The following is a 25210-nucleotide window of genomic DNA, read 5'->3' as shown; positions in this document are numbered from 1 at the left end:
CCTACACACCCCGAGACGCGCCCACGCACCCCGGCACGCACCAGTGCACACCCCGGCAGCCCGGCGCTCCAGCACGCACCGTTCGCGAGAAGCGGCAGCCGTCACGGGACGGCCTTGCCTCCCCAGGGCCACCAGGAGCAGGCTGAAGACATGGGCAATGGAGACGGCCCTACGCTCATCACTTCCGTCCAGCGCGCCTTCCGCTTGATGGAGGCCGTGGGTGCCCACGAGGGCGGCGCACCGGCGAAACAGCTGGCACGCGAGACAGAGCTGCCGCTGGCCACCGCGTATCACCTCCTGCGCACGCTGGCGCACGACGGGTACATTCGGAAGCTGGAGGACGGCGGCTTCGTCCTGGGCGACAAACTGGGCACCCTGCACGCCGGAGGGCAGGCACAGGCACTGCTCAACCGGGTCCGCCCCGCGCTCGCGGCACTGCGGGACGACCTCTCGGCCGCCGCCTACCTGACCTTCTACGAGGACGGGGAGATCCGGGTGGCCGAGATCGTCGACGGCCCCCGGGCACCCCGGGTCGACCTCTGGGTGGGCTTCGAGGACGCCGGGCACGCCACGGCTCTGGGCAAGTGCGTGCTGCGCGAGCTGGACGACGCGGCCCGCGACGACTACCTCTCCCGGCACCCCCTGGCCGACCTCACGCCCCGCACCATCACCGGACGGGCCGAACTGCTGCGCAAGATCGACACCCTGCCCATGGCGCCGCTGGTGACGGACATGGAGGAGTACGCGCTCGGCACGTTCTGCGTCGCGGTGCCGGTCTACAGCGGCGAAACGCTCGGGTCCCTCGGCGTATCGCTGCGCGTGGACCGCGTCTCACGCATCGAGGAGATCCGCCGCCGACTGCTGCCGACCGCGAGCCGCGTGACCAGGGGACTGTCGTTCACTATGTGAAATCCCGCCCCTTGCCGCTCCCCCATATATGCCGCTTTCCTTGATGAAACGGACATTTTCAGGTGTCAGTACCTGAGCCCAGTGCCCTGAGCAGGGAAGCGAGCCGCGGACCAGTACATGCGCCAAGCCCGGATCCATCATCACGACCGCCTGCCGCGGTGGCAGGTCCCCAAGCCGTTCTCCACCCTGCGGGACGCGGTCCGCCGACCCGCCCCGCACCGGGGTGACACTCCGGCCCGCGCGGCGGACACCCGCCGCCACTACACCTCCTGCCTGCCGGTTCTGATCATCGCGGCCGTCGCGATCCTCGCCTTTTCCGGCGGAAGCGGGATGAGCTGGCTGCCGCTGCTCGCCGTGGGCCCCGCGCTGGCCGCGGCCACCAGCGGGCCGTGGGGAGTGCTCCGTGTCGGTGTCCTGGCCGTGGCGCTGGGTGCGGCGCTCGGTCTGCATGATGGTGCGCCGGGCAGCGACCAGGCGATCGTGCTCTCCACACTGTCCGCCGTGACGTTGGCCAGCAGTCTGGCCGGCGCCCTGCGCAGGCGTCGCGAGCAGGTGCTGGCAGCCGTCCGCTCGGTCGCCGAGGCCGCACAGCACGCCTTCCTCAAACCCGTGCCGGCCACGGTGGGGCCCTTCCAGACGGCGGTCCACTACAGCGCCGCCGCTGCCGAGGCCCGGATCGGCGGGGACCTCTACGCCCTGGTGCCGACGCCGTACGGGGTCCGGCTGATCGTGGGCGATGTGCGCGGCAAAGGGCTGCCCGCGGTGGGAATCGCCGCGCTGGTGCTGGGCGTGTTCCGGGAAGCGGCCTACGACGAGCCGGATCTGCTCGATGTGGTCCACAGGATCGAGCGCAGCCTGGCGCGCAACCTCGGTCCGGACGACTTCGTCACCGCGGTGCTGGCCGGATACCCCGAGGCCGGCCGTATGGAGCTGGTCAACTGCGGGCATGCCGCTCCGCTCCTGGTCCACGACGCGGGCGTCGTGCCCGTCGAGCCCGTCCGTCCGGCCCCGCCGCTCGGTTTGCGTGCCCTGGCCGACGAGGCCCCCGGCCTCCAGGAAATCGCCCTGCACGAAGGGAACCAACTGCTCTTCTACACCGATGGCGTGACCGAGGCCCGGGACCACAGCCGGCAGTTCTACCCGCTCGTCGAGCGGCTGTCACAGCACATCTCGCCGGAGCCTTCCCGCACTCTCGCCGCGCTCCACGAGGACCTGCTCGCGCATGTGGGCGGCGAGCTGCACGACGACGCCGCCATGCTCCTCCTCCGGAAGACGGCCGACGCCCCCTCGGAGGTCCCGAACGCACCGGACCTGCCGACCGGACGGCTGCCCTGCCCTCCGGTGGCCGCCGATCAGGAGCACCGCCCCGACGGTGTGCGGTGTGGCGGCGCACCGGGAGGCATGTACCGGTGGTGAGCTGAGTACGGTCGCTCGTGTGGATCGCCCCGGACGGCGAGCCGCACCATCGGCACGCATGCACGCAGCGACCCGAGAGGACCGCAGCACCGTACTCACGTACTGAACCGTACCCACGTACTGAGGAGCGCCTCGTATGTCGAAACCACCGCTTCCCGATACCGCAGCCGCCCTGTTGAGCAAGCCGAATCCGGCCGTCATCACGACGCTGAGGCCGGACGGCCAGCCGGTGTCCACGGCCACCTGGTACCTCTGGGACAACGGCCGGATCCTGGTCAACATGGATGAGGGCCGCAAGCGGCTGGAGCATGTCCGCAACGACCCCCGCGTCTCGCTGACCGTGCTGGACGAGAGCAACTGGTACACGCACCTCAGCATCATCGGCCGGGTCGCCGAGTTCCGTGACGACGAAGGGCTCGCCGACATCGACCGGCTGGCGCAGCAGTACCTCGGCAAGCCGTACCCGCAGCGGGACCGCCGCCGGGTCAGCGCCTGGATCGAGATCGACCGCTGGCACGGCTGGGGCAGCATGAAGGACAGCAGCCAGGCGGGCTGACTACGGCCTCAGACCGGCCCTGACCAGTTCTGACGGTCCTCCTCCCCGCAGTCGTCGTCCCGCAGCCGTCGTCCCGCAGCCGTCGTCCCGGCAGAGACAGGCGGGTTCACGTCCCTGCCAGGAGCCCCCTGCGCAGGGTGGTGCACACGCGGGTCAGCAGGCGCGAGACATGCATCTGGGAGAGGCCGAGCTCCGCACCGATCTCGGACTGGGTCATTTCCTCCCCGAAGCGCAGCTGAAGGAGGGTGCGTTCGCGGTCATCGAGCTCGGCCAGATGCGGCTTGAGGGCCTGGATGTCTTCCGCGAGGGTGAGGGCGGGGTCTTCGGTGCCGATGAGGTCGGCGACGAGACCGGTGGTCTGCTGCTTGCCGCCGCCGGCTTGGACGGGCCGGTCTATGGAGTCGCTGTCGTAGCCGTTACTGGCCACGAGCCCTTCCGCCACCTCGTCCTCCGCCAGCTCGAGGCGGGCGGCGAGGTCGGCGACGGACGGCTCGTGGCTGCCCTCGCTCTCCAGCTCCTCCCGGGCGCGGGCGAGGTCGATGCGGAGCTCCTGCAGGCGCCGCGGTACGCGCACCGACCAGGTGGTGTCGCGGAAGAACCGCTTGATCTCGCCCTGGATGTACGGGACGGCCAGCGTGGTGAACTCCACGTCGCGGGAAGGGTCATAGCGGTCGATCGCCTTGATCAGACCGATGGTCCCCACCTGCAGGACGTCCTCCATGGAGTCCTTGCGGCTGGAGAAGCGGCGGGCGACGTAGCGCACCAGGGAGAGGTTCATCTCGATGAGGGTGTTGCGCGCGTACTGGTACTCCGGGGTCCCCTCGTCCAGTTCCTGCAGCCGCAGCAGGAACTGCTTGGACAACTCCCGTGCGTCGGACGGAGCGACGCGCAGCGGAGCCTGGATCTGCGGCAGCACCGTCGGGGCCGGCGCGGCACACTCCTGCAAGGTGGTCTCCGACTCCGTTCCCGCGTTCATGGTGCTGTTGCTGCTCATGCTGCCGGCTCCCGCCTCTTGCTGAGCCCCCGTCGCATGCTCCCCTACCCGACGCCGACGCAGGCATGTCAGGTCATCCTCTCTTGTCCGGCCCGCCCGCCGGCGCTCCTCCATGGCCTGGATCTGACCTGGATCTGCCCCGGCTCTGCCTCAGCTCCGACCCGACCATGGCCTGGCTCCGACCGGCCTGCCCGGCAGGCCGTCTCACGGCCGGGCCGACGCCTCCAAGCGGGCCGACGCCTCCGGGTGGGTGGAGAGGAACAGCGGGGTGACCGAGGCACAGAGGTGCACGGTGCCGCCGTTCCGTTCGACGGGCACACGGGTGCCGAAGGCGTCGAGCGCGTGGACCGTCGCGTGGGGCCACGGCCAGTCGACGGGCGTCCCGGGTTCGTCCTCGCCGGTGAAGGCGTCCCCGGCCACCCACAGGACGTGCAGTGGCCCGCGGCCCCCACGTGACACCTCGAACGCGTACAACTCCGGCCGGCCTCCGGCGTCGAGGCGGCGGACCTGCGTGGTGCCGTCGAGGCAGGCGGTGACGAGGGCGAAGGTGTCGGCGGACGGGTGGCGCCGGGACAGGCGGCCGCTGCCGTCGTAGTCCATCAGGGCGAGCCTGCCGAAGAGGAATCCCATCATGTTCAACCGATCGCGGTAGCCGGGGATTTCGGGCGCCAGATTCCAGCATGCCGTGCGGGTCACCCCGGCGGCGAGGGCGAGGACATTACGGGTGACGATCTGACGGCAGTTGATCCGGTCCCGCTTCGCGGCCAGCTCGGGCGGGCAGTCCTCCATGAACATCTGCAACTGCGGCGGGAGTTGAGACCTGCGCGCGTAGAGGGAGCGCATGGCCGTGCGGTCCGGGGGCTCGTGGGAGGCTTCGTCCAGGGACCCGTGGGAGGCCGCGTCCGGAGACTCGTCCGGGGCCGCGTCCGCCGACCCGTCCGGGGCCGCGTCCGCGGGCTGCGTCTCGGGGGTGGCCGGTTCCGGTCCCGCGAAGGCCGCCATCATCGTCTGCTGGAACGCGGCCTGGGCCTCGGGGAATTCGAAGAGCGTCGGTCCGTTGTACTCCCCCGCCACCACCGGCCGCTCGTAGCCGTGGCGGCGCATCATCTCGCGGACGGATTCCACCTGCTCGGGGATGTGGTGCGGATCGCCGTAGAGATGGACGGAGAACAGGTCGTAGAAATCCCGGCCGTGCGCGACGACATGGTCGAAGAACTGCCGGGCCGGACTGCCGGCCGTGCCGGCGAGCACGTCGTAGCCGCACCCCCCGAGGACGACCCTCGCTTGCGGGTCCGCGCCGCGCACACCGCGGTGGAAGGCGGTGAGCTGATCCACGTACTCCGACGCGGTACCCGCCCACAGGAGGCCGGTGTTGCTGGGCTCGTTGTTGCACTGCCAGTAGTGGACACGGCCTCGGCAGCGGGTCACCAGGGCGTCGACGAAGCGCTCGTACTGCCGCGGATCGTGGGCGGGTGACGACGGCAGGAAGCCCGTCGGGTGCCGGGTCGCCCACGGGGAGCTGGAACACACGGTCACCCATACCTCGTCGGCCGGATCCAGCTGGCCGAGCATCGCGTCGACGACCGTCCAGTCATAGCGCCCCGGCTCCGGTTCGACCTGGCCCCAGTAGACATAGACGCGCACCAGCGTGCCGCCGAGCCTGCGCATCTCGGGCACGAAGCTGTCCGGGGCTCCGAACATGCCGTAGCTGATTCCCCTGACGACACCCAGACGGACGCCGGACGGGGCGACGGGCGGAGCGACAGACGGGGCGACAGACGGGGCGACGGACGGGTGCTGGTTCATGCGGGCTGCTCCTCACCTTGCGTATATGACATATACCTTACCTTGACGAGATAAACTCACGCCATGAAGGAGAATCCGAGCAGCGCATCGGCGCCCTTGATCTGGACCCAGCCCCCGCCCTCGCGGCGCCGGAGCCCGCTGGAGCGGGACGACATCGTGCGGGCCGCCGTCGCGGTCGCCGACGAGGGCGGGGCGCAGGCGCTGACGATGACGGCGGTCGCCAAGCGGCTCGGGCCCTACACTCCGATGGCGCTGTACCGCTACGTGCTCAGCAAGGACGGCTTGATCGACCTGATGCTCGACGGCGTCACGGCGGAGATCCCGGTGCCCGAGGAGCCGGGCGCCGACTGGCGCGCGGACCTGCATGCACTGGCCTCGGAGAGCTGGGCGATGGTCAAGCGCCACCTCTGGTACGCCCAGCTCATGCCCACGCGCCCGCCCCTGGGTCCGCACTTGATGCGCCGCACCGAGTTCCTCCTCCGGGTGCTGGTACGGCAGGGCTTCACGGTCGGCGAGGCCATGACCTACGCGGCACTCCTGGACCGGCACATCCTGGGCAGCGCACAACAGGAGGCGGAGGAGCTCGCCATGCGCCGCCGGTACGGACTCCACACGCCACAGCAGCTCAGCGAGGCCATCACGGCCGCCCGCGACCTGGCGGCCGAGGGCGGGCGCCATCCGCTGCTCACGGAGTGGATGACCGCCCCGTCGGGAGCCGGCATGGACGAGCAGTTCGAGCTCAGCCTGGCATTCCTCATCGACGGCATCGCGACGCGGCTGCCGCGGCGGAGCGCACCCGCAGGAGGGGGCGACGGCGCGACGAGGTGAGGACGAGACGAGGGGCGCGCAACTCACTGCTCGCGCCCGGCGCAGCTCGCCGGCCGCGGCCGCCGTACGCGCCACAGCTCACACCGAAATTCCATTGCGTGCGCGGAGGCGCCATGCCATCCTTTCCTTAACGCAACATTCGTAGCAGTAAGTGCAAGTGCCAGCCACTGGGGGAAGACCGCCGATGTCCCGCCGCGCCGTTTCGTTCGAGGAGATTCCCGTCTCCGACGCCAGCTCAGGCCCCTACGCCCTCACCACGGGCCCCGACGGCGCGCTGTGGTGCACGTTGGTCCACGCCGGGCAGATCGCCCGTCTGGCACCGGACGGGAAGCTCGACCGCTATCCGCTCGACTCCGCCGCCTGCGGTCCCTCTCTCATCACCTCGGGGCCCGACGGGGCGTTGTGGTTCACCCGTAGTCAGGACCATCGGATCGGACGGATCACCGTGGACGGGAAGGCAACCTCGTTCCCCCTCCCGGGTCCGGGCAGCGGTCCCTTCGGGATCGTGGCCGCCGGCGACGGAGCCCTGTGGTTCACCCAGCTGCACACCGACCGCATCGGGCGTATCGACACGGACGGCCGGGTGACGGAGTTCCCGCTGCACCTGCGCGGCGCCTTCCCCTCAGCCATCACGACCGGCCCCGATGACGCCGTGTGGTTCACCCTCAACCAGGCGGACGCGATCGGTCGCCTCGGTTTCGAGGGCGACCTCACCGTCCACCGGCTTCCGACCGAGAACGCCGCGCCGGTCGGCATCACCTGCGGCGCGGACGGCGCGCTCTGGTTCGTCGAGATAGGTGCCGGCCGGATCGGCCGTATCACCACGCAGGGTCGGATCGACGAGTTCCCGCTGCCGGACGCGGCGTCCCGGCCCCATGCGATCGTCGCCGGCCCGGCCGGCGACTGCTGGTTCACCGAGTGGGGAGCCAACCGCATCGGGTCCATCACAGCCGACGGCCATATCGAGGAGTACGACCTTCCGAGCCCCGCTTCGGAACCGCACGGCCTGGCCTTCGGAGCTGATGGCGCCCTCTATGTGGCGCTGGAAATCGGAGCGATCGCCCGCGTGGCGCTCTAGACACACCGAGGTGTCGTTCTCGGCAAGCTCCCTCCCGGTGTCACCATCGAAAGACAAGCATCGCCGCTGGGAGCGAGGGCGACCGACGGTGCCGCGACATGGGCAGCCCACGGGGCGAAGCCTCGGCGAGCTGCAACCCGAGGAGAGGTGCCTGAATGAGCAATGCAGCTGCCCGGGCCCGGATGCTCGGTGACCTGATCACCGCCAGTCACGTGATCACGCTGGAGCAGGTGCCGGACCTGGTCGTCAAGCACGCGGCCCGGGTCGGCTGGCCGGGGGTGCTGATCTACCTGGCCGATCTGCAGCAGGAAGTGCTGTGTCTGCTGGCCGGTCAGGGGCCCGGCGCCGGCGGCGGCCCAGAGGCGCCGCCGGACGTGGTGCGGGTGGAGGGCACCCTCGCCGGGCGGGCGTTTCAGACCGGGAGCATCGTCGGGAGCCCCACCCCCGAGGCCGAGCAGTGGTGGGTCCCGTTGCTCGACGGCACCGAGCGACTGGGCGTGCTGCGCGCCTCCGGCCCTCCGGGCACGGAGATGGACTCGCAGGCGGCCCAGGATCTGCGCAACCTTGCCGGGCTGATTGCGCTGATGATCGTCAGCAAACGGGGAGCGAGCGACACCTATGCCCGGCTGGTGCGGCGCCGGAGGATGAATGTGGCCGCGGAGATGGAGTGGCGCATCATGCCGCCGCGGACCTTCGCCACCGACCGGGTGCTGGTCAGTGCGGTGATGGAGCCGGCCTATGAGGTCAGTGGCGATGTCTTCGACTACGCCATCGCCGGGGAGACCGTGCACCTGGCGCTCTTCGACGCCATGGGCCACGACACGGCCGCCGGGCTGACCGCGAACCTCGCGGTCGCCGCCAGCCGCAACCGGCGCCGGCAGAGCCCCGGAATCCTGCAGATCGCCGAAGCCGTGGAACACGCACTGGTGGAACAGTTCGGCTGCAGCCGCTACGCCACCGGCATTCTGGCCGAGCTGAACACCGCCACCGGGCTGCTCACCTGGACCAGCGTCGGGCACCCTACGCCGGTCATCATCCGCAAGGGACGCACCGTACTGAGCCTGACCTGCCCGCCCGCCCCTCCCATGGGCACCGATCTGGGCCTGCCGCCCACCGTGGTCCGGGAACAGCTGGAGCCCGGCGACCGCCTGCTGCTCTACACCGACGGCATCACCGAAGCCCGTAACCACACAGGCCAGGAATTCGGCCTGGCGGGCTTCACCGACTTCCTCATCCAGCACCACGCCGACGGGCTGCCCGTTCCGGAGACCCTGCGGCGTCTGATAAGGCGTCATTTGGCCTACCACGACGGCCGGCTCGACGACGATGCCACGGTCCTGCTGCTGGAGTGGAACGGCCCCACCCCCTACCGCCCCGCGCGGGTCGAAGCCCTCGCCGGGCTCCCGGAGCACACCACCGAAGACCCGCCCCTGGCCACCCCCTGGAGCACACCCAGCAGAGACGTCCTGTGAGACGCCGGACCGGCCGACGGGGATGGCCTCGGCAGCGGCAACGGGGGTGCTCCTCGGCAGCGGCAACGGCAACGGCAACGGAGGCTCCTCGGCAGAGACAACCGGAGTGTGTCGCCGACGGCGGGGCAGAAGTATCCCGCTCTCGTCGGTCCTGGAGACCGGCCGGGTGCACCCCCGACGGCGGGGCAGAAGCCCTCTGGAGGTCACACATGCCATCGACTCTTGCGGTACCGCACTTCGGACGACGCACCGCTCACCGCGCCGCGCGCAGCCCGGCAGTGCGGGCCGCGGCACGCGGTGGGTTCGCGGCCCGGGGCGTGATCTACCTCCTCGTGGGGGTGCTGGCGCTGCGGATTGCCTTCGGCGACCCCGGTGAGCAGGCCGACCGGGGCGGGGCGCTGGCGGAGATCGCCGCCCGGCCGTTCGGCAGCGTGCTGATATGGGCGCTCGGTCTGGGACTGGCCGGGATGGCGCTGTGGCGCCTGTCCGAAGCGGCGTTCGGTGCGGCAGGACCCGACGGGCACAAGGCCGGAACGCGACTGCTGTCGCTCGTGCGTTGCGTCTTCTACGGCGTGGTCTCCTTCTCCGTGCTGTCCTTCGCGGCGGGGAAGAAGGGCAGCGGAAGCGGGGCGAGCGACCAGCAGTCCCGGGACGCCACGGCCAAGGCTCTGGAGCTGCCCGGCGGTCCCTGGCTGGTGGCCGCCGCGGGGGTGGGCATTGCCGTGGCAGGAGTCTGGATCGCGGTGCGGGCCGTCCTGCGCACCTTCCACAAGCACCTCGACAGGAGCGGCATGTCACGGACTGCCCGGCGCGGTATCGATGTGCTCGGCGTCTCGGGTGGCATCGCCCGCGGTGGAGTGTTCGCGCTGGCCGGCACCTACGTCGTCAAGGCCGCGGTCACCTACGACCCCGGCCGCGCCAAAGGCATGGACGATACGCTCCGTTCGTTCGCCCATACCCCGGCCGGTCCCTGGCTGCTGGCCGCGATCGCCGCGGGCCTGGCACTGTTCGGCGCCTTCTCGTGCGCGATGGCCCGCTGGCGTGACGTCTGAGCCTGCGAGGCCTGCCCGCCGCCCCACGACACGCTCCGCCGCACGTAGCCCCCGCCTCACGACACACTCGCAACTCCCACTCCACGTCAGGAGCTCTCTTCGGATGACCGAGACCCATCAGAATGCCCCGGCCGCACGGTCCGCCTACCGCGCCGAGGCCTTTGTGCGCAACGGCCGCTGGCATCTCGAAGTCGCCAGCCTCGACAGCGAACCCGACGCCGGCGACACCGAAGCCCTGCTCGTCACTTTGTGGCCCGTCGAAGAAGCGCCGAACGGCAGCGGCTTCCCCGCCGCCTCCCTCGGCGCGCAACTGCGCGACAGCGGATTCGACCTCGCCGACCCCGACCGGGGCACCGGCGGCTGGACACCCACCGGCGACCGCGACCGTTACACCGCCGCCTGCTACGCGACGGACGAGACGCCCGCTTGACGCGGCCCCGGAGGGGCGAGGCGGATTCCGCCCCGCCCCTCCGGGCCGTCGGTCAGCCGGTCTGCAGGGTCGCGTCGTCGATGACGAAGCTGGTCTGCAGGCTGGAGTCCTCGGTGGCGGTGAAGGTCAGGGTGATCCGCTGTCCGATGTAGGGGGTCAGATCCAGGGTCCGCTGGGTGTAGCCGCCCGCTGCCGCGGTGTTGGAGAGGGTCGTCAAGGTGGTGCTGCCCGCCTTGACCTTGAAGGTGTCGTAGGCGACCCGGTCGGTCTCATCGGTGTCGATGTGCAGCCAGTAGGTCAAGGTCGCCTTGCCGCAGCCGGCGGGCACCGTCACCGACTGGTTGAGGGTGTCGGTGGCGGAGGAGCCGTAGCCGCCGAGCCAGGCGAACCTGCTGCCGCTGTGGGCGGACTGGCCGGCTTGGGCGCCGATCGCCCCGGTGTCGCCGGTCCAGGGTGTGGTGCCGTTCTCGAAGCCGCCGTTGGCGATCAGCTGTTGGGCGGTGCAGCCTCCGGCGCCCTTGATCGTCAGGGTGTAGGGCGTGCTGTGGGTGACGGACCCGGTGCCGGTGACGGTGAGGGGGTAGGTGCCGGGCGCCGCGCTCGACGTCGTGGCGAGGGTCATGGTGGAGCTGCCGCCGGAGGTCACCGAGGCGGGGCTGAAGGAGACGGTCACCCCGGCCGGAGCGCCCGAGGCCGACAGGGCCACCGTCTGCGGGGACCCGCCGGTGGTGGTCGTGGAGAGGGTGCTGGTGGCCGAGGCGCCGGGATCGACGCTGCCGGTGGCGGGGCCGGCGGTCAGGGAGAAGTCGTTCGCCGGGGTGGTGTCGGCGACGGCGACCTTCCACAGGGTGGCGGCGATGCCATCGACGCTTCGGTTCAGTCCGGTGGTGTTGATGTTGCTGGTGGTGTCGCAGGACTGGTGGTAGCAGGAGTCGTAGGCACGGTTCGCGGTGCCGCCCCACTTGGCCGCCTGCGCGGAGGTCTTCCGGGCACTGGCGCCCATCGCATATCCGGAGGTGGGGATGCCCGCCTGCTCGAAGGAGTAGTCGTCGGAGCGTCCTGCGCCCTCGGTGTTCTCCTCGGGCTGCAGGCCCAGGGAGTCCCAGTAGGCCTTCATCGGCTGGGCGGCCGCTGAGGTCACGTGGTTGATGAAGTAGCCGCCGTTGAGCGAGGCGATCATGTCGAAGTTGTAGTACGTCTTGATCTTCGACCGCTCGGCGGAGGAGAGGGAGTTGACGTAGAAGTCGGAGCCATTGAGGCCCTGTTCCTCGTCCGTCCACCAGCCGAACCGGACGCGGGACGCCATGGCGGGGTGCTGCTGCGCGAGGGTGAGTGCCGTCTCCAGCAGCGCGGCGGAGCCGGAGCCGTTGTCGTTGATGCCGGGACCTGCCCCGACGCTGTCGAGGTGGGAGCCGAACATGTACACCTTGGTGGCGTCGCCCTGGGGCCATTCGGCGATCAGGTTGGGGCCGGCCCCGGTGGCGCAGCCGGAGGTGCAGGGCTGCTCGGTGACGGTGTATCCGGCCGCCTGGAGCTTGGCCTTGGCATAGGCGACCGAGTCCCGGTAGCCCTGGCCGCTGGATTTGCGGGTGCCGCCGTTGCGGGTGGCGATGGCGTTCAGCTCGGCCAGATGGGCCTGGACCTTGGTCACATCGATGTCGGGGGCGTCGGCGGCCCGGGTGCGGCCGGCGACGGGGCCTTCGGCGGGCGTGGCGGGTCCGCCCGGCGCGGCCCGGTCGGCGGCTGCTGTCGCGGCGCCCGGCGGGTGAGGCGGCGGGGCGGTCTGCGAAGTGGCCGCTGCGGTGGGGGCGAGGGCCAGCACGGCGGCTTGGAGGGTGGCGGCGAGGGAGACGCCGGCCACCGCGAGTCTTCGTAACACCATGGCTCCTTGAGGGGTAGGGAGTACTACCGACGGAGGTTCTGGTGGAGCGCCGGGCCATGGCGGCGTCTCGTCCGGCCGGCCTCGGCCACGTGGGGCGGCGTCAGCGCGGTGCGAGAACGGCATGTCCATGACCCAGGCCGCCGTACCATCACACCGCGGCACCCACCGCGTCAACGGATGTCCCGGCGCAGCGCCGTGTTTGTCGAAAAACGGCAGGTGGCGCCCGATAACCGGGCACTTGGCCGGGTCCGCGGGCGGTTTCGGACGCCCCGGGCACGACGAACCCCCGCCCTGCACGGGGCAGGGCGGGGGCGATCGAGGGCGTATCGGTGCGGGCGCGGGCCCGCCCCGTGCCTACAGGAAGCTGACGTTCTGGGCGAGGGCGAGCCGGCTGGAGTAGTTGATGGTGTTGGTGGCGGAGCGCATGTAGGCGCGCCAGGCGTCGGAACCGGACTCCCGGCCGCCGCCGGTCTCCTTCTCCCCGCCGAAGGCCCCGCCGATCTCGGCGCCGGAGGTGCCGATGTTGACATTGGCGATGCCGCAGTCGGAGCCCTCCGCGGACAGGAAGAGCTCGGCCTCCTGCTGGTCGCGGGTGAAGATGCTGGACGAGAGGCCCTGCGGGACGTCGTTGTGCAAGGCGATGGCCTCCTCCAGGGTGTCGTAGGTCTGCACGTACAGGATGGGGGCGAAGGTCTCCTCGCGGACGACGTCGGTCTGTTCGTCGACGCGGACGAGGACCGGCTCGACGTAAGCAGCCCGGGGCGCGGCGTCGGCGAGGCGCCGGTTGCCGCCCGCAAGGATCTTGCCGCCCTCGGCCTGGGCCCGGGTGAGGGCGTCCTGCATGGTGTCCAGGGCGGTGGTGGAGATCAGCGGGCCGACGAGGGTGGTCTCGTCGAACGGGTCGCCGATGGGGAGCTTCTGGTAGGCGGCGGTCAGCCGGGCGATCAGGGTGTCGGCGATGTCCCGGTGAACGATCAGACGCCGCAGCGTGGTGCAGCGCTGGCCCGCAGTGCCGGCCGCGGCGAAGACGATGCCCTGCACGGCGAGGTCGAGGTCGGCGGAGGGCGCGACGACTGCCGCGTTGTTGCCGCCGAGTTCGAGCAGGCTGCGCCCGAAGCGGGCGGCGACGCGGGGGCCGACCTCGCGTCCCATGCGGGTCGAGCCGGTGGCGCTGATCAACGCGATACGGGGATCGTCGACGAGCTTTTCGCCGGTGGCGCGGTCGCCCAGCAGCAGGCGGTGCACATCGCGCGGGGCGCCGACGTCCTCGGCGGCCTGCGTCAGGAGCCGGTCGCAGGCCAGGGAGATCAGCGGGGTGAGTTCCGAGGGCTTCCAGATCACGGTGTCACCGCAGGCCAGCGCCACGGCGGTGTTCCACGACCACACCGCGGCGGGGAAGTTGAACGCGGAGATGACGCCGACCACGCCCAGCGGGTGCCAGGTCTCGGCGAGCCGGTGGCCGGGGCGCTCGGAGGCGATGGTGCGGCCGTAGAGCTGGCGGGACAGGCCGACGGCGAACTCGCAGATGTCGATCATCTCCTGGACCTCGCCGAGCGCCTCGGAGCGGATCTTGCCCGCCTCGATGGTGATCAGGTCGGCCAGGTCGCCCTTGTGCTCACGCAGCAACTCGCCCAGGCGGCGCACGAGTTCGCCGCGGCGGGGCGCGGGGGTGGTGCGCCAGGCGAGGAACGCCTCGCGGGTGGCGGCGATGGCCTCCTCGGTGTCGGCGGCGGTGGCCGCGCGCAGGCCGAAGAGGTCGTCACCGGTGAGGGGGCTGCGGGCCGGGAAGTCGTCGCCTTCCGGGACGGTGACGCCGAGGGCGGCGAGGCTGCCGCGGGCACGGGTGCGCAGGTCCTCGGTGGTGGGGAGGATGGTGCCGGTCATGATGCTCCTCTGGGGTGTTGAGGGGATGGCGGGTGTCGAGGGGGGCGGGCCGCGGGTCAGCCGGGCGTGCCGTCGAGTCCGAGTTCCCGGGCGGCCAGCGCGAGGGAGCGGTCCTGCTGCTCCTCGTAGAGGTCGAACGGATCCAGTACCTCGCGGCCGAGGACGCCGGAGAGCCAGGCGCTGTCGTAGGCGGCACCCTGCTGGTCGCTGTTCCGGGAGCCCTCCTCGCTGAGGTTGGACTGGAAGATGCCGGCCGCGGAGCGCGGCAGGAAGTCCTCGTAGACCAGCGGTTCGGCCCGGAGCCAGCCCTGTTCCAGCAGGTCGTGGAGCCCGGCGGGCGGGCGGCTGCCGTCACGTGGGCGGTCCGGCGCGGCGTGATAGGTGAAGTGCGCCAGGCCCGCCGCGGCGAGTCCCTGCTCGCTGTCGGGAAGTTCCTCCGCCCACAGGCGGCGGGCGAGTGCGGCCCGGTCGGCAGGGGACAGACCGGCGGCCCGGTCGTCGACGCGGGCGAGCAGCCGGTCGTAGCGGGCCCGGCCCTCGCGGCTGAGGGCGATACCGCGGGCTTCGACCTCACCGAAGCGCACCCGCAGGGATCCGCTGGTCACGCTGCCGTCCGGGGCGCGCAGGGCGCGGGGCTCGGCGAGCGCCCGGAAGGAGGTCTGGCGCAGCAGGACGTCGGGGCCCTGCCAGCGGGGAGGCCCCTGGATGGTGTCGATCATCTCGATGCCGCGCTCGGTCATCCGCCGGTAGAGCTCGTCGATGTCCAGGACGCGGGGGGTGAGGTGGTTGATATGGGTGCTGCCCACGCCCCCGATGTCCGCGGCGACGGCGGAGATCCGTTCCAGGGTGGCGTACCACGCCTGGTCGACGGGCTCGGGGGACAGCTCGAAGGCCTGCACGGCGAGGTGGAGGAACCGTTCGGCGTCCGCTTCGGGCAGTTCCCCGGCGCTTTCCGCGCGGTCGGCGAGGTCCAGGAGTTCCGGGGGGAAGAGTTCGCGGCCGGCGAGGAAGTTCTCCAGACGGGCGCGCAGGTCGGGGTCGAAGAACCGGGGGTCGGCCGGGGTGAGCAGGGAGGTGAAGACGCGGAAGGGGTTACGGGCCAGTTCGCCGGCGTCGACGGGGCGGAACGCGGTCGACACCACGGGGATCGCGCTGGCGGCGGCCTCCCGCAGATCGTAGAAGCCGACCGGGTACATCCCCAGGGCGCCGAAGATGCGGGCGACCTGGCGCAGTTCCTCCGGAGTGCCGACGCGGATGGCGCCGTGCCGCTCCGCGGTCACCCGGCCGATGGACCCCAGGCGTTCGGCGTCGGCGCCCTGCGCCCGCAGCACGTCTTGGTTCACCTCGCGTGAGACGTCCACCAGCGTGGTGTAGGCGGGCACCTCCCGCCCGTACATGTCCGAGAGCCGCTGGGCGAACGCGGCGCGCAGTTGCCACTGGCTGATCATCGGCAGGTCGTCCTTCCGTCGGGGGGATTCACACCACGTGGATTTCGGGGCGGATCTCGGCACCGGCCGTGAAGCGGTCGGCGCTGAAGGGGGTGACATCGACGAACGGTGCGCGCTCCAGGTAGAGGTCGCGCACGATCTCGCCGACGGCGGGGGCCTGGAGGAAGCCATGACCGGAGAACCCGGTGGCGTACAGGAAGTTGTGCGGGGCGCCGGCCCGTCCGATCAGTGCGTTGTGGTCCGGAGTGACCTCGTACAGTCCGGCCCAGCCGCCGGTGGTCTCCATGTCGGCGAGGGCGGGGGCCCTACGGCGTGCGGCGGCACGGAAGAGGTCGAGCCAGTCCGGCGTCCAGGTGGTGTCGAAGCCCTCGTCCTGTCCGGGGTCGGCGAGGCCGAACAGCAGGCCGTCGTCGCTGTTGTGGAAGTAGGCGGTCGAGGCGAAGTCGATGGTGAAGGGGATACGCGGGGCGGGCGGCGCGAGCGGCGCGGTGAAGGCGAGCTGGCGGCGTACCGGACGCACCGGGAGGTGGACGCCGGCCATCTCGCCGAGCCGCGCGGACCAGGCGCCCGCGGTGCAGATGACCGTGGAGCAGGAGATCCGGCCGTGATCGGTGTGGACGGCCGTGACCCGGTCGCCGGTGGTGTCGAGGCCCGTGACGGTGGTGTGCGTGGCGAAGGTGACGCCCGCGCTCGCGGCGGCGCGCGCATAGCCCCGGACGGCGAGTTGGGGCCGGGCGTGGCCGTCGGTCGGGGAGTAGGCGGCGGCCACCAGCCCGTCGGTGCTGACGTAGGGGCACAGCCGCTGTGCCTCGCGGGGGCCGATCATGCGGCTGGGGACGCCGAGGCCGTTCTGCAGCCGGACGGCGGTCTCGAAGTCCGCGGCCTGCTGGTCGCTGGTGAGCAGGAAGAGATAACCGACGCTGTCCAGCCGGATGTCGGCGCCGGGACGCTGCCCGAAGTCCTGCCAGGCGCGCAGACTCCTGCTGCCCAGGGCGATGTTGAGCGGGTCGGAGAACTGCGCCCGCACGCCGCCGATGGGCTTTCCCGAGCTGCCGCCGGCCAGCTCTCCGCGCTCGAGGACGACGATGTCGGACACCCCGGCCTCGGCCAGGTGGAACGCGATGCTGGTGCCCATCACACCGCCGCCGACGATCACGACGTCGGCAGTCGGCGGCACGGTGCGGGAGGTGGATGACATGGACAAGAGGCCGATCCCTTCCGGAGGCCGGCGCCTGCGCCGGGGGCATCCGTCCGGCGCCGGCTGGGCTGTCAGTGCATGGCGAGAAGAGCTGATCAGCTAGCTGCCCGTCATCGTGCAGCACTCGAACCTTTGACGTCTACGAACAGTTAGTACGTCCGATCTATTAGGATCTCTATATGGACTGGACGAGTGCCCAGCTGCGGTCCCTGGTGGAGTTGACCAGGCGCGGAACGATCACCGCGGCGGCCCAGGCCCTTGGATACACGCCCGGCGGCGTCTCCCAGCAGATCGCCGCGCTGGAGAAGGCCGCGGGCACGGAGCTGCTGCGGCGGGTCGGGCGGCGGGTGGAGCTGACCGATGCGGGGCGCACGCTGGCGTGTCACGCCGAGCGGATCCTGTCGACGGGGGCGGAAGCCGTCGAGGCTCTGGAGCGCACCCGGCACGAGATCTCCGGGGTGCTGCACGTAGGGCTGTTCGCCACGGCGGCCGCCGAGATCCTGCCGCCGGCGCTGCAGGAGGTGCGGCAGGTCCATCCCCGGCTCGCGGTGCACAGCCGCGATATGGAGGTGGACGAGGTGCACGACGCGGTCGCTTCCGGAGCGGTGGACCTGGCGCTCGGTCTGGACTACCCGGATGTGCCCCTTCCGCGGGAGCCTGCCCTGCAGGTGCGGCAGCTGTACCGCGAGCGGTTCTCGCTGGCGGTCCCCGCCGGGTCGATGGACGGCCGTGAGGTCATCGGCCTGGCCGATACGCAGGACCTGGGGTGGATCCTGCCGTCGGCCGACAGCTACTACGGCCGGGCGGTGCGCACGGCCTGCCGGCGCGCGGGCATCGAACCCCGGGTGCAGCACGAGGTCACCGACACCGCGGCCACACTGGCGCTGGTCGAGGCGGGGATCGGGGTGAGCACCGTGACGGATCTGATGCTCGGCCTGCGGGCGTCCCGCCTCGATGTCGTACGGCTGCGGGAGAAGGTCGAGCGGCACATCGTGGTGCTGTTCCGCTCCTCCGTCGAGCACCGGCCCACGGTGGCGGCGCTGGTCGACGTCCTGCGGGCGGTGTCCGGGGCCCGGCACGGCAGCCCGGCCCGCCGCGACCCGTAAGACAGGGCACGGCCCGCCGCGATCCGTACGCCAGAGCCCCGGCCGCTGTCGCACCGCGACACCCTCGCGTCAACAGGCGTGCAACCTGGGCCAGTTGGCGCACAACGGAACAAGATGCCTGGTGCACGAGAATCCGGACCGCTCGCCCTGCGGAGCCCCTTCCCCAGTTCCGCTTGTCCTCAGCCACGCAAGTTGTCGCGCTGGGGTCCCTTTTGCCGGGGCGGATCCTGAGTGAAGGTTTCAGGCCAGTGGTGACCCCCGCCACGACGGTGGCCCGTCGTGCCGCCGTTGCCTGACAGGGAGCGAGCGATGTCCCCCCATCACACCCCGAATTCTCCCCTTCGCGCGTTGCTGGGAAGAGGCCCCCAGGGAATCTTCCGGCGCACGCTTCCCCATGAACAGCCCGGCGGTGAGCGCATGGTGCGCACGCTCGGCCTCACCCAGCTGACCATGATCGGTATCGGCGCCATCATCGGGGCCGGGATCTTCAGCCTGGCCGCGGCCGTCGCCCGGGACGTCGCCGGCCCCGCTGTCCTGATCTCGTTCCTGGTGGCCGGGGCCGCCTCGCTCTGTGCGGCCTTCGCCTACGCCGAGTTCGCCGGGATGGTGCCGAAGGCAGGCTCGTCCTACACCTACTGCGCCGCGGTCCTGGGGGAGATCGCCGGCTGGATCGTGGGCTGGGACCTGCTCCTGGAGTACACCGCCATCGTCGCCGTCGTGGCGATCGGGATGTCGGGCTATCTGGGATTTCTGCTGCAGGCGGTCGGCATCCATCTGCCGGTCTGGGCCCTGGGCGCCCCCGGTACCAGTGCCGGCCACCGGGTGGACCTGCTCGCGATGGCGATCTGCCTCGGTGTGGCCTGGCTGCTGACCCGCGGCACCCGTACCTCGGCCCGGGTGGAGACGGTGCTGACCCTCATCAAGATCGCGATCGTGCTGCTGGTGATCGTGGTGGGCTTCACCAAGGTCAAGACCGGCAATCTGCATCCCTTCGCGCCCTTCGGCTTCAGCGGGGCCTTCACCGGGGCGGCCACGGTCTTCTTCGCCGTGTTCGGCTATGACGCGCTGAGCACGGCGGCGGAGGAGTCGATGGAGGCGCGGCGCAAGCTGCCGAAGGCGATGATGCTGTCGCTGGCGGTCTCCATGGTGCTGTACGTGCTGGTCTGCATCGTGCTCACCGGCATGCAGCGCTACAGCGAGCTCAACCCGAACAGCGGGATCTCCAGCGCGTTCCAGAGCGTGGGGCTGAGCGGGCTGGCCAATGTGATCGCCGTCGGCGCGGTCATCGGCATCGTCACCGTGACCTTCTCCTTCATGATGGGCGCTTCCCGCCTGTGGTACGCGCTCAGCCGCGACGGACTGATGCCGGCCTGGTTCGGCGCCATCCACCCCCGGCGCAAGGTTCCGCACCGCGCCACCTGGCTGATCGGTGGGGTGTCCGCGGTGCTGGCGGGACTGCTGCCCATCAACGCGGTCGCGGAACTCACCAATATCGGCGTGCTGCTGGCGTTCGTGGTGGTCTCCGCATCCGTGCTGGTCCTGCGCTACCGCAAGCCGCACCTCAAGCGCGGTTTCCGCTGCCCGGGCATGCCGGTGGTGCCCGTCCTCGGCATGGCCTTCTCCGTCTGGCTGATGTCGTTCCTGCAGTGGGAGACCTGGGTGCGGCTCGGCGGCTGGCTGGTCGTCGGCCTGGTCATCTACGCCACGTACGGCTACCGCCGGACCCGCAGGGTCATGCCGGGAGGCTCGGTGGATCTCGACGCCCTCGACCGGATGTCCGACTCCGACGCATCCGAGCCCACGCCCCTCCGGTGACGGACGGCCGGCCGTCCACGTGGGTGCTCCGCCGCTCCCCCGCCTCAGGAGAGGCGGAGCCCGCCCGCGTCCCGGCCGGTCATGCGTCGCACGCGGGGTGCACGTACGGATCGCCGTCGGGCACCGCGCGCCGCAGACAGCTGATCACTGCGGGAAGCAGCGGGTTGCTGTTCTCGCTGCGGTGCAGCGCCATCACCGTGCGGTGCGCGGAGCGCTGGGTGACCCGGGTCGCCTCGATCCCGTCGCCGGGAACGTGGCCGAGCGCCGGGACCACGGCCACGCCGAGTCCCGCGGACACCAGCTCCCGCACCACGGCGTAGTTGTTGCTGCGGAAGGCGACGGCGGCCTCGAACCCCGCGGCCGCACAGAGGCGGACGAAGGAACGGGCCCCTGCGGTGTCCTCCCGGCTGGTGATCCAGCGGGCCCCGGCCAGCTGGGACAGCTGGGCGCCGAGGCCGCTGTCGCGGGCCCTGAGCAGCACCAGGTCCTCGCGCAGCAGTTGATGGCAGGTCAGGCCGTCGGGCCACTGGCGGGGGCTGAGCCCGTACTCGAAGACGAGCGCGACATCGAGATCGCCGTGGCTGAGGGCGGTGACGAGCTCTTCGGGCTCGCCCTCCTCCAGCTGGATCCGGGCCCGCGGATGGCTCTCGACGAGCGCGGACAGGGCGGCGGGCACCAGCCGCACATCGGCCGTGGGAAAGCTGCCCAATCGCAGCCGGCCGGTGGCGCCGGTGGCGAGCTCCTGGACGTGGTGGTCCAGGTCCTCCATGGCCGCCAGTACATGGGTGCTGAGATCGACCAGGCGGTGGGCCGCGGCGGTGGGTCGGATCCCGTGCGCCTCCCGCTCGAAGAGCGCCAGGCCGGTCTCCTTCTCCAGCGCGGAGATCTGCTGCGAGATGGCGGAGGCGGTGTAACCGAGGTCGCGGGCCGCGAGGGCGAACGAGGCGCTGCGGACGACGGCCTTCAGGGTGAGCAGATGCAGTGGCTTCAGCAACGCGGGCTCCCAACGACGCGGGAGGCGAGCATAAGCGTCCGCCGCCCTCGAACGCGAGACTCAGCTTTTCTTACTCTCAAGCATGGATTCTTTCGCCCTGCTGGCCCTTGTCCCCGGCCCCGGCGGCCCACATCGTGGACGGGACCAGGCGGAAGACGACCGGTGAACACGAAGGAGCGAGCAGGGTGACCTCGACAGCCCAGGGCGTCATCAGCCCCGACGCGGCAGCGGTGGCCGAAGCCCTCGACCACGGGGGCTGCGGCAAGGTCGCCGGCGACGCCGGTCACCGGGCACAGTACGCGTCCGATGCCTCGAACTACCGTCAGATCCCGCTCGCCGTGGTCTTCCCCCGCGAGCGGCAGCACGTCCTCAACGCGCTGCGGGTGTGCCGGCGCCTGGGGGTGCCGGTCACCGCGCGTGGCGCGGGCACCAGCACCTCCGGGCAGGCCGTCGGGCCGGGTGTGGTGCTCGACTTCTCCCGCTACTTCAACCGGCTGACGGCGCTGGATCCCCACGCCCGGACCGCGACCGTGCAGCCCGGCATCGTCCTGGACGACCTGCAGAGCGCCGCCGCCGAACACGGCCTGGTGTTCGGCGCCGATCCCTCCACCCACAGCCGCTGCACCCTGGGCGGCATGATCGGCAACAACGCGTGCGGCTCGCACTCGCTCGCCTGGGGGCGCACCGCGGACAACATCGTCGAACTCGAAGTGGTCACCTACCGCGGCACGGTGGTCCGGCTCGGTGAGATGACCCGGGAGGAGATCGACGCGGCCGTGGCCGCGGGAGACGACCGCGGAGAGCTGATCGCCGCCCTGGACCGGCTCGCCCAGGGCAATCTGGCGACGCTCCGCACCGAACTGGGGCAGTTTCCCCGGCAGGTGTCGGGCTATGCGCTGGAACAGCTGCTGCCCGAGCGGCGCTTCCACCTCGCCAGGGCCCTAGTCGGAAGCGAGGGCACGCTGGCCGTTGTCCTCTCGGCGACCGTCCGCCTCATCTCGCCTCCCCCGGCACGGGCCCTGGTCGTCCTCGGTTTCTCGGACGCCGGCACCGCGGCCGACGCGGTCCCCGCACTGCTCCGGCATCAGCCGCTGGCCCTGGAAGGACTCGACCGCGGACTGACCGACATCGTCACCCGGCCCGCGACCAGGACCGCCATCGACACCCTGCCCACCGCGCAGGCCTGGCTGTTCGCGGAACTCGGCGGCCCCGCGGACGCGCTGCCCGGGCTGGCCGAAGCCCTGGCCGGGACCGCGCACGCGGCCGCGGGCTGCACCGGCAGCGAGATCGTCACCGATCCCGCACGCGCCCGCAGTCTGTGGCGGATCCGCGAGGACGGTGCGGGCCTGGCCACCCGCCTGCCCCCGGGCACCGGGACCGAGAGCGGGGCCGAGGCCTGGCCCGGATGGGAGGACGCGGCCGTCCCGCCCGACCAACTGGGCTCCTACCTGCGCGAATTCACCGCCCTGCTGCACCGCCACGAGCTGCAGGGCGCCGTCTACGGCCACTTCGGCGAGGGCTGTCTGCACGTCCGGATCAACTTCGACTTCACCACCGAGCAGGGCACCGCCGTCTTCCGCGCCTTCCTCGCCGACGCCGCCCGCCTGGTCGCCGCACACGGTGGTTCGCTGTCCGGAGAACACGGCGACGGCCAGGCCCGCTCGGCACTCCTGCCCCTGATGTACGGCCCGGACGTCATCGCCCTGTTCGAGGAGTTCAAGAACATCTGGGACCCCGACAACGGCCTCAACCCCGGCATGATCGTGCGGCCGCTGCCCGTCGACGGCAACCTGCGCGTCAGCCCGCACCGCACTCCCCTGCCCCTGGCCACGGTCTTCCCCTTCCACTCCGACGACGGTGACTTCGCCAAGGCCACCCGCCGCTGCGTCGGCGTCGGCAAGTGCCGCTCCACCGCCCACCGCGGCGACGTGATGTGCCCCAGCTACCGGGTCACACGGGACGAGAAGGACTCCACCCGCGGCCGCGCCCGGCTCCTGTACGAGATGACCCAGGGTGAAGTGATCACCGACGGCTGGCGTTCCACCGAGGTCCGCGACGCCCTGGATCTGTGCCTGTCGTGCAAAGGGTGCAGCGCCGACTGCCCCGTCGGCGTCGACATGGCCACCTACAAGTCGGAGTTCCTTCACCACCACTACAAGGGGCGCCTGCGACCGGCCTCGCACTACACCATGGGCTGGCTGCCACTGCTGTCACGGGCCGCCGCCCGGATCCCCGGCCTGGTCAACGCGCTCACGTCCTCCCGCCTGGCCCCGGTCCTCAAACGGCTGGGCGGCATCGCCCCGCAGCGGGACCTCCCCCGCTTCGCCACACCGACCTTCCTGACGTGGTTCCGCCGCCGCACGCCCGAAGGTGACGGCCGGCGCGGCCCCGTCATGCTGTGGGTCGACTCCTTCAACAACCACTTCAGTCCCGAAGTCCTCCAAGCCGGCGTGGCCGTGCTGGAAGACGCGGGCTTCCGGGTGCAGGTCCCCGAGGGCACACAGTGCTGCGGGCTCACCTGGATCACCACCGGGCAGCTCGGCATCGCCCGCCGTATCGCCCGGCGGACCGCCGCCGCGCTGGCTCCCGCGGCCCGCGCCGGCATACCCGTGGTCGGACTGGAGCCGAGCTGCACCGCGGCCCTCAAGAGCGACCTTCCCGAACTCCTCGACGGCAGCGAAGACGCCCGCGCCCTCTCCCGGGCCACTCTCACCCTCGCCGAACTCCTCATCCACCACACGCCCGGCTGGCAGCCCCCGCGGATCGAGGCCCGCTCGCTCAGCCAGACCCACTGCCACCAGCACGCCACCTCCGGCTTCGGCGCGGACAGCACGCTGCTGGCCCGTATGGGCATCGACAACACCGCGCTCGATTCCGGCTGTTGCGGCCTCGCCGGCAATTTCGGTTTCGAGCGCGGCCACTACGACGTCTCGGTCGCCGCGGGTGAGCAGGTGCTGCTCCCCGCGGTGCGCTCGGCCGCCGCCGACACCCGGATCCTGGCCGACGGTTTCAGCTGCCGCACCCAGATCGCCCAGCAGACCCCGCGCAGCGGCACCCACCTCGCCGAACTGATCGCCCAGGCACTGGCCCCGTCCGACACCTCCTCCTGACCCGCGCTCTCCCTTGCTTGCCCCTCCTTCCTTCCCCTCCCTTCCTACCGACAAGGAACACACCGTGACTGATGCACTCTCCCTCGTCGACGAGTGGGGCCCCGAGAAGATCGTCGTCGTCTCGCACCGGCGCACCGGTATGAAGGGCGTGCTGGTGATCGACAACACAGCCCGCGGCATCGGCAAGGGCGGCACCCGGATGAGCCCCGGTGTGACCGTCGACGAGGTGTCCCGGCTGGCCCGCGTCATGACATGGAAGTGGGCCGCTGTCGACCTCTTCTACGGCGGCGCCAAGGCCGGCATCGTCGCGGATCCGGCCTCCCGCGACAAGGAGGCGGTGCTGCGTGCCTTCGCCCGCGCGCTGTCCAACGAGGTGCCCCGCGAGTATGTGATGGGACTCGACATGGGCCTGACCGAAGACGACGCCGCCATCATCCAGGACGAACTGGGCGACCGCGGCGCCGCCGTCGGCACCCCCGCGCACCTCGGTGGCGTGGCCTACGACAAGCTCGGGGTCACCGGCTACGGCGTTGCCGAGGCGGCCGACGCCGCGGCAGGGCACCAGGGGCTGACGATGGCCGGCTCCCGGGTGGCCCTGCAGGGCTTCGGTGCGGTCGGCAGCGCAGCCGCCCGCCGCTTCGCCGCCCTGGGTGCCACCGTCGTGGCGGTGTCCACCGCCCACGGGGCGCTGCACGACCCCAGCGGTCTCGACGTGGACGCGCTTCTGGCGGCGCGCGAGGAGCACGGCGACCACTTCGTCACCCGCCACTCCTCCGGCACCGTGCTCGCTCCGGGCCGTGAACTCACCGTGGACTGCGACCTCTTGGTGCCCGCCGCCCTGCAGGACGTCATCGACCGCAACACCGCGCGCGACATCAAGGCGAAGCTCGTGGTGGAGGGCGCCAACCTGCCCACGTCCGCCGAAGCCCGGAGCATCCTCGCGGAGCGCGGCATCACCGTGCTCCCCGACTTCGTGGCGAACGCGGGCGGTGTCGTCGCAGCCGCCTTCGCGATGGACGCCCGCTACTCCGGGTTCCGGCCCGACACCTCCACCATCGTCGAGACGGTGTCCGCCCGGCTGCGCGCCAACACCATGACCGTCCTGGACGAGGCGCGGCTGCAGCACATCACCCCGCACACCGCCGGCCGCCGCCTGGCCGAGGACCGGGTCCGCACCGCCATGCACAGCAAGGGGCGCATCCCCCGCGACTGATACGGCCGGCGGAGCCCGC

General features: G+C 71.4%; 19 protein-coding genes. 12 read left to right on the top strand and 7 right to left on the bottom strand.

Annotation, left to right across the window (positions count from 1 at the left end; all coding sequences use genetic code 11):
• The first annotated feature begins 150 nt into the window (after positions 1-150).
• From ABR737_RS42885 to ABR737_RS42875, 3 genes are all read left to right on the top strand, one after another.
• Positions 151-909, top strand: a complete 759-nt coding sequence (locus ABR737_RS42885) for an IclR family transcriptional regulator (protein ID WP_350256558.1) — start codon at positions 151-153, stop codon at positions 907-909.
• A 117-nt stretch (positions 910-1026) separates the two neighbouring features.
• Entirely contained in the window at positions 1027-2325 is a 1299-nt protein-coding gene (locus ABR737_RS42880; RefSeq protein WP_502964461.1) for a PP2C family protein-serine/threonine phosphatase, read from the top strand.
• A gap of 136 nt (positions 2326-2461) precedes the next feature.
• The gene (locus tag ABR737_RS42875; protein WP_350256557.1) at positions 2462-2881 is read left to right on the top strand and encodes a PPOX class F420-dependent oxidoreductase; all 420 of its coding nucleotides are present in this window, start codon (positions 2462-2464) and stop codon (positions 2879-2881) included.
• A 106-nt stretch (positions 2882-2987) separates the two neighbouring features.
• On the opposite strand, the gene ABR737_RS42870 is transcribed toward ABR737_RS42875, so the two are convergent.
• Together ABR737_RS42870 and ABR737_RS42865 are read right to left on the bottom strand one after the other, a co-directional pair.
• Positions 2988-3875, bottom strand: a complete 888-nt coding sequence (locus tag ABR737_RS42870) for a SigB/SigF/SigG family RNA polymerase sigma factor (RefSeq protein WP_350256556.1) — start codon at positions 3873-3875, stop codon at positions 2988-2990.
• A 204-nt stretch (positions 3876-4079) separates the two neighbouring features.
• Entirely contained in the window at positions 4080-5681 is a 1602-nt protein-coding gene (locus tag ABR737_RS42865) for a hypothetical protein (RefSeq protein ID WP_350256555.1), read from the bottom strand.
• A 63-nt stretch (positions 5682-5744) separates the two neighbouring features.
• On the opposite strand from ABR737_RS42865, the gene ABR737_RS42860 reads away from it, so the two are divergent.
• The 5 genes from ABR737_RS42860 to ABR737_RS42840 all read left to right on the top strand — a co-directional run bounded on the left by ABR737_RS42860 (position 5745) and on the right by ABR737_RS42840 (position 10541).
• Complete coding sequence (locus tag ABR737_RS42860; RefSeq protein ID WP_350256554.1) at positions 5745-6509, top strand: TetR/AcrR family transcriptional regulator; 765 nt, start codon at positions 5745-5747, stop codon at positions 6507-6509.
• A 184-nt stretch (positions 6510-6693) separates the two neighbouring features.
• The gene (locus tag ABR737_RS42855; RefSeq protein WP_350256553.1) at positions 6694-7587 is read left to right on the top strand and encodes a Vgb family protein; all 894 of its coding nucleotides are present in this window, start codon (positions 6694-6696) and stop codon (positions 7585-7587) included.
• A 182-nt stretch (positions 7588-7769) separates the two neighbouring features.
• Positions 7770-9059, top strand: coding sequence for a PP2C family protein-serine/threonine phosphatase (locus ABR737_RS42850; RefSeq protein ID WP_350257139.1), 1290 nt, complete (start codon positions 7770-7772; stop codon positions 9057-9059).
• Between the two features lie 209 nt (positions 9060-9268).
• Entirely contained in the window at positions 9269-10111 is an 843-nt protein-coding gene (locus tag ABR737_RS42845) for a DUF1206 domain-containing protein (RefSeq protein WP_350256552.1), read from the top strand.
• Positions 10112-10214: 103 nt separating this feature from the next.
• Complete coding sequence (locus ABR737_RS42840) at positions 10215-10541, top strand: hypothetical protein (RefSeq protein ID WP_350256551.1); 327 nt, start codon at positions 10215-10217, stop codon at positions 10539-10541.
• A 52-nt stretch (positions 10542-10593) separates the two neighbouring features.
• Here ABR737_RS42840 and ABR737_RS42835 read toward each other — a convergent pair whose 3' ends face one another.
• The 4 genes from ABR737_RS42835 to ABR737_RS42820 all read right to left on the bottom strand — a co-directional run bounded on the left by ABR737_RS42835 (position 10594) and on the right by ABR737_RS42820 (position 16953).
• Positions 10594-12423 (bottom strand): M28 family peptidase, encoded by a 1830-nt coding sequence (locus ABR737_RS42835; RefSeq protein WP_350256550.1) that lies wholly within the window; start codon positions 12421-12423, stop codon positions 10594-10596.
• Between the two features lie 354 nt (positions 12424-12777).
• Positions 12778-14307 (bottom strand): L-piperidine-6-carboxylate dehydrogenase, encoded by a 1530-nt coding sequence (amaB, locus tag ABR737_RS42830; RefSeq protein ID WP_350256549.1) that lies wholly within the window; start codon positions 14305-14307, stop codon positions 12778-12780.
• Between the two features lie 56 nt (positions 14308-14363).
• Positions 14364-15755, bottom strand: coding sequence for a 2-oxoadipate dioxygenase/decarboxylase (gene hglS, locus ABR737_RS42825; protein WP_350256548.1), 1392 nt, complete (start codon positions 15753-15755; stop codon positions 14364-14366).
• Between the two features lie 28 nt (positions 15756-15783).
• Entirely contained in the window at positions 15784-16953 is a 1170-nt protein-coding gene (locus ABR737_RS42820; protein WP_350256547.1) for an NAD(P)/FAD-dependent oxidoreductase, read from the bottom strand.
• 179 nt (positions 16954-17132) lie between these two features.
• On the opposite strand from ABR737_RS42820, the gene ABR737_RS42815 reads away from it, so the two are divergent.
• Both ABR737_RS42815 and ABR737_RS42810 read left to right on the top strand, forming a co-directional pair.
• Positions 17133-18059: a LysR family transcriptional regulator gene (locus ABR737_RS42815; RefSeq protein WP_350256546.1), complete on the top strand. Its 927-nt coding sequence runs from the start codon at positions 17133-17135 to the stop codon at positions 18057-18059.
• Positions 18060-18476: 417 nt separating this feature from the next.
• On the top strand, positions 18477-19874 hold the full coding sequence (locus ABR737_RS42810) for an amino acid permease (protein ID WP_350256545.1): 1398 nt from the start codon (positions 18477-18479) through the stop codon (positions 19872-19874).
• Positions 19875-19953: 79 nt separating this feature from the next.
• On the opposite strand, the gene ABR737_RS42805 is transcribed toward ABR737_RS42810, so the two are convergent.
• Positions 19954-20868 (bottom strand): LysR substrate-binding domain-containing protein, encoded by a 915-nt coding sequence (locus tag ABR737_RS42805; RefSeq protein ID WP_350256544.1) that lies wholly within the window; start codon positions 20866-20868, stop codon positions 19954-19956.
• 185 nt (positions 20869-21053) lie between these two features.
• Here ABR737_RS42805 and ABR737_RS42800 point away from each other — a divergent pair, with 185 nt between their 5' ends.
• Complete coding sequence (locus tag ABR737_RS42800; RefSeq protein ID WP_350256543.1) at positions 21054-23978, top strand: FAD-binding and (Fe-S)-binding domain-containing protein; 2925 nt, start codon at positions 21054-21056, stop codon at positions 23976-23978.
• Between the two features lie 64 nt (positions 23979-24042).
• On the top strand, positions 24043-25191 hold the full coding sequence (locus tag ABR737_RS42795; protein WP_350256542.1) for a Glu/Leu/Phe/Val family dehydrogenase: 1149 nt from the start codon (positions 24043-24045) through the stop codon (positions 25189-25191).
• The last annotated feature ends 19 nt before the right edge of the window (positions 25192-25210 follow it).

The organism is Streptomyces sp. Edi2, from assembly GCF_040253635.1.
Classification (GTDB): Bacteria; Actinomycetota; Actinomycetes; order Streptomycetales; family Streptomycetaceae; genus Streptomyces.
This window is presented reverse-complemented; position numbering and strand designations above follow the sequence as displayed.

Coding starts and splice junctions, on each gene's coding strand:
- ABR737_RS42885 (WP_350256558.1), top strand. CDS start 151: ATGGGCAATGGAGACGGCCCTACGCTCATCACTTCCGTCCAGCGCGCC.
- ABR737_RS42880 (WP_502964461.1), top strand. CDS start 1,027: ATGCGCCAAGCCCGGATCCATCATCACGACCGCCTGCCGCGGTGGCAG.
- ABR737_RS42875 (WP_350256557.1), top strand. CDS start 2,462: ATGTCGAAACCACCGCTTCCCGATACCGCAGCCGCCCTGTTGAGCAAG.
- ABR737_RS42870 (WP_350256556.1), bottom strand. CDS start 3,875: ATGAGCAGCAACAGCACCATGAACGCGGGAACGGAGTCGGAGACCACC.
- ABR737_RS42865 (WP_350256555.1), bottom strand. CDS start 5,681: ATGAACCAGCACCCGTCCGTCGCCCCGTCTGTCGCCCCGTCTGTCGCT.
- ABR737_RS42860 (WP_350256554.1), top strand. CDS start 5,745: ATGAAGGAGAATCCGAGCAGCGCATCGGCGCCCTTGATCTGGACCCAG.
- ABR737_RS42855 (WP_350256553.1), top strand. CDS start 6,694: ATGTCCCGCCGCGCCGTTTCGTTCGAGGAGATTCCCGTCTCCGACGCC.
- ABR737_RS42850 (WP_350257139.1), top strand. CDS start 7,770: ATGCTCGGTGACCTGATCACCGCCAGTCACGTGATCACGCTGGAGCAG.
- ABR737_RS42845 (WP_350256552.1), top strand. CDS start 9,269: ATGCCATCGACTCTTGCGGTACCGCACTTCGGACGACGCACCGCTCAC.
- ABR737_RS42840 (WP_350256551.1), top strand. CDS start 10,215: ATGACCGAGACCCATCAGAATGCCCCGGCCGCACGGTCCGCCTACCGC.
- ABR737_RS42835 (WP_350256550.1), bottom strand. CDS start 12,423: ATGGTGTTACGAAGACTCGCGGTGGCCGGCGTCTCCCTCGCCGCCACC.
- amaB (WP_350256549.1), bottom strand. CDS start 14,307: ATGACCGGCACCATCCTCCCCACCACCGAGGACCTGCGCACCCGTGCC.
- hglS (WP_350256548.1), bottom strand. CDS start 15,755: ATGATCAGCCAGTGGCAACTGCGCGCCGCGTTCGCCCAGCGGCTCTCG.
- ABR737_RS42820 (WP_350256547.1), bottom strand. CDS start 16,953: ATGTCATCCACCTCCCGCACCGTGCCGCCGACTGCCGACGTCGTGATC.
- ABR737_RS42815 (WP_350256546.1), top strand. CDS start 17,133: ATGGACTGGACGAGTGCCCAGCTGCGGTCCCTGGTGGAGTTGACCAGG.
- ABR737_RS42810 (WP_350256545.1), top strand. CDS start 18,477: ATGGTGCGCACGCTCGGCCTCACCCAGCTGACCATGATCGGTATCGGC.